Origin of the sequence: Pseudomonas sp. MD195_PC81_125 (genome assembly GCF_014060985.1) — a bacterium.
GTDB lineage: Bacteria > Pseudomonadota > Gammaproteobacteria > Pseudomonadales > Pseudomonadaceae > Aquipseudomonas > Aquipseudomonas parakoreensis.
On sequence record NZ_JABULD010000322.1, the window covers coordinates 1 to 4,063 of the forward strand.

3 protein-coding genes are annotated in these 4,063 nt (G+C 62.0%); all 3 read left to right on the forward strand.

Going from position 1 to position 4,063, the window contains the following annotated elements; all coding sequences use genetic code 11:
* Nucleotides 1–123: 123 nt before the first annotated feature.
* Nucleotides 124–969 (forward strand): methylenetetrahydrofolate reductase [NAD(P)H], encoded by an 846-nt coding sequence (gene metF / locus HT737_RS13370; protein WP_047297145.1) that lies wholly within the window; start codon nucleotides 124–126, stop codon nucleotides 967–969.
* Nucleotides 970–1,118: 149 nt separating this feature from the next.
* The gene (locus HT737_RS13375; protein ID WP_095668119.1) at nucleotides 1,119–1,931 is read left to right on the forward strand and encodes an ABC transporter substrate-binding protein; all 813 of its coding nucleotides are present in this window, start codon (nucleotides 1,119–1,121) and stop codon (nucleotides 1,929–1,931) included.
* Nucleotides 1,932–2,153: 222 nt separating this feature from the next.
* On the forward strand, nucleotides 2,154–4,063 hold a 1,910-nt coding region (locus tag HT737_RS13380), incomplete at its 3' end, for a DEAD/DEAH box helicase (RefSeq protein WP_374011162.1).

A 4,063-nucleotide genomic window follows, 5' to 3' on the forward strand; every position in this document is an offset into this window, starting at 1 on the left:
CCTGCTCGCGAAGGCGTCTTAACATTCAACATCCGTGTTGTCTGACCCGGCGCTTTCGCGAGCAGGCTCGCTCCCACATGGGATTGCAGCGCCTCGAAGGTTCTTGTTTCCAAGGGTATGACCATGTCCCAAGACCGTCGCTACAGCTTCGAGTTCTTCCCGACCAAGACCGATGCTGGGCATGAAAAACTGCTCAACGTTGCCCGTCAGTTGGCAACGTACAACCCCGATTTCTTTTCCTGCACCTACGGCGCTGGCGGTTCGACCCGTGATCGCACCCTCAACACCGTTCTGCAGCTGGAAAGCGAAGTCAAAGTACCGGCCGCACCGCACCTGTCGTGCGTCGGTGACAGCAAGGACGACCTGCGCGGACTGCTGAACGAGTACAAGGCTGCCGGCATCAAGCGCATCGTTGCCCTGCGCGGTGACCTGCCGTCCGGCATGGGCATGACCAGCGGCGAGCTGCGTCACGCCAATGAACTGGTTGAATTCATTCGTGAAGAAACCGCTGATCATTTTCACATCGAAGTTGCCGCTTATCCGGAGATGCATCCGCAAGCGCGCAACTACGAAGACGATCTCGCCAACTTCGTGCGCAAGGCCCGCGCCGGCGCCGACAGCGCGATCACCCAGTACTTCTTCAACGCCGACAGCTACTTCTACTTTGTCGACCGCTTGCAGGCGCTGGGCGTGGACATTCCGGTGGTACCGGGGATCATGCCGATCACCAACTACAGCAAGCTGGCGCGGTTCTCCGATGCCTGCGGTGCGGAAATCCCGCGCTGGATCCGCAAGCAACTGGAAGCCTACGGCGATGACAGCCAGAGCATTCAGCGCTTTGGCGAGCAAGTTGTCAGCGAAATGTGCGAACGCCTGCTGCAAGGTGGCGCACCAGGGCTGCACTTCTATTCCATGAACCAGGCCGAGCCTAGTCTGGCGATCTGGAATAACCTGAAGTTGCCGCGCTAAAAAGCATCAAAGCACAATCAAAAAGATCGCAGCCTTCGGCAGCTCCTACAGGGGTGTCGTGGCTGCGATCTTTTGCTTTTGAATCCCCGAATTAGAGCTTGTGCAGGCACTTTCTGGCTCTTTCGCGTTTCTCGTCGTAATCTCAAGCCATGCCTTTGATCGCGCAATTATTCACGGTGCTGGTTTTTGCTTGCCTGAGCTTTGCCGCTCGGGGCGAGAAGTTGCGCATTGTCACCGAGCCATGGGCGCCGTACGTGTACGAAGAGGACGGCAAGAACCTCGGGCTGGATTACGAAACCACGGCCATCGTGTTCAAGCGCCTGGGGATCGAGGTCGAATGGCAATTTTTGCCGTGGAAACGTTGCCTGTCGATGCTCGAAACCGGTCAGGCTGACGGCGCACTGGACATCTTTCACAGCGACGAGCGCGACGCCATGCTGCTCTACCCCATCGAACCGCTGTCGGACGTCGAGTTCGTGATGTTCTACGCCAACGACCGGCCGCACCCGTTCAGCAAACTCGAAGAACTCAAAGGCCTGACCATTGGCACCTCGCCGGGTTATCTGTACAGCCCTGACTTCCGCGAATCGACACTGTTCACCCGGGAACCGGCGCCAACCCACGAAGCCAACTTCGGCAAACTGCTGCGCGGGCGCATCGACTTGCTGATCACCGATCGCCGCGTCGGTCAGCATTTGCTCGATCAGTTGAATATCCGCGATCAAATCAGCGAAAACCCTACAGTCATAAGCCGCCAGAGCCAATATCTGGCCGTTCGTCGCAATGCCGGGATGGATCTGCTGGTGGCGCGTTTTGGCGCCGAGCTCAAGCGTTTCAAGCGCGAACCGGCCTACGCCGAGCTCAGCGCACGCTACGGCGCAGCCCCGGTCGACGCCGCGCCCATGAGCAACGTCTCGGCCAGCCGCAAAACCGTTGAGCAGCAGGAAAGCAGCGCGCAGTGATTGCTCTGTTATACTCCGGCGTTCCCGCCAGGCTCACGCCCGGACGCCCGGAACCGTAACAGGCCTCCAGTCCCGCTACAGCGCAGCTTTTCAGCCCGCGCGAGCGCTCCTGACATGCCTTCGAGACCGCAGCAGGACCGGACGGGATCGCGTCCTCTTAAACGCGATTCGCGCTAGGCAAGACTCCCATTGGGCCAAGCCCTAACTAAAACAGGATTACTCATGTCCTTTGCTTCCCTCGGTCTCTCCGAGGCTTTAGTCCGTGCCATCGAAGATGCGGGCTATACCGAGCCTACTCCGGTGCAACAGCGGGCCATTCCCGCCGTGTTGCAAGGTCGCGACCTGATGGTTGCGGCACAGACAGGTACCGGTAAAACCGGCGGGTTCGCCCTTCCGATCCTGGAGCGGTTGTTCCCCAACGGTCACCCGGACAAATCCCAGCGTCATGGCCCGCGCCAACCGCGCGTACTGGTCCTGACCCCGACCCGCGAACTCGCGGCCCAGGTTCACGAAAGCTTCAAGATCTACGCCCGTGACCTGAAATTCGTCAGCGCCTGCATCTTCGGCGGCGTCGGCATGAACCCGCAAGTCCAGGCCATGTCCCGTGGCGTTGACGTCCTCGTCGCCTGCCCGGGTCGCCTGCTTGACCTCGCCGGCCAAGGCAGCGTTGACCTGTCCCACGTCGAAATCCTCGTCCTCGACGAAGCCGACCGCATGCTCGACATGGGTTTCGTGCACGATGTGAAGAAAGTCCTCGCGCGTCTGCCGGCCAAGCGTCAGAACCTGCTGTTCTCGGCGACCTTCTCCAAAGACATCACCGATCTGGCCGGCAAACTGCTGCACAACCCGGAGCGCATCGAAGTCACGCCGCCGAACACCACGGTCGAGCGCATCGAGCAACGCGTGTTCCGTCTGCCGGCCAGCCACAAGCGTGCGCTGCTGGCGCACCTGATCACCGCCGGCGCCTGGGAACAGGTGCTGGTGTTCACCCGCACCAAGCACGGCGCCAACCGTCTGGCCGAATACCTGGACAAACACGGCCTGCCGGCTGTGGCGATCCACGGCAACAAAAGCCAGAACGCCCGCACCAAAGCCCTGGCCGACTTCAAGGCCGGTGAAGTGCGCATTCTGGTAGCGACCGACATCGCTGCTCGCGGTCTGGACATCGACCAGTTGCCACACGTGGTCAACTTCGAGCTGCCGAACGTCGATGAAGACTACGTGCACCGTATCGGCCGTACTGGCCGCGCCGGTCGTTCGGGCGAGGCGATCTCGCTGGTCGCGCCGGACGAAGAAAAACTGCTGAAAAGCATCGAACGCATGACCAAGCAGAAAATCGCCGACGGCGACCTGATGGGCTTCGATGCCAGCACCATCGAGGCCGAGAAGCCTGAAGTGCGCGAGCGTCCGGACATGCGCAACCCGCGCAACTCCCGCGGCCCGCGCGGCGACGGTCCGAATGGCGGCGGCGGTGGCGGCGGTCGCAAGGACAAAGGCAAAGACAAGGGCAAGGAAAAAMCGGCCGGCGAACGCGGCGAGCGCCCTGCCCGCCAGCAGAAGCCCCGTGAAGGCACGCCGAGCCGCGAACAGCGTCCGAGCCAGCCACCACGCGCGGCTGCCGACCGTGCACCGGACGAGTTCCTCGACGACGATATCGATAACTTCGGTAACCGCGTTGACTACGTGCCCAAAGCCGCTCCGGCCGGTGGTCGTGGTCGCCGTCCAGGCGCGCCAGGCCAGGGCGCAGGTGCCGGCGCACCTCGCGGCGGTCAATCGCAAGGTCGCCAGAACGGCCCGCGCAACAGCAACGGTTCGAGCACCGGCACTCCACCGGGCAAACGCAACGGTCCGCGCAACGGCGCCCCACGTGACGGCCAGGGCCGTCGTGACGAGTCCTCGCGCAACCGCCGTCCGGCTCGCGACGATCAGCAACGCGCCGAACCGGCCGTGCAGAACCCGCGCAGCACCGGGCCGAAGATCATGCACAAGGAATCGAAAGCCGACCGCTTCCCGACGCCTGAGCAACTTGATCAATTGCCGACCCGTCCGCGCGGCGAAAAAACCAGCCTTGCTGACCCGCAATCGCTGAGTTATCGCTGCAATGAAAAATGCCCCGGTTCGAAAGAGCCGGG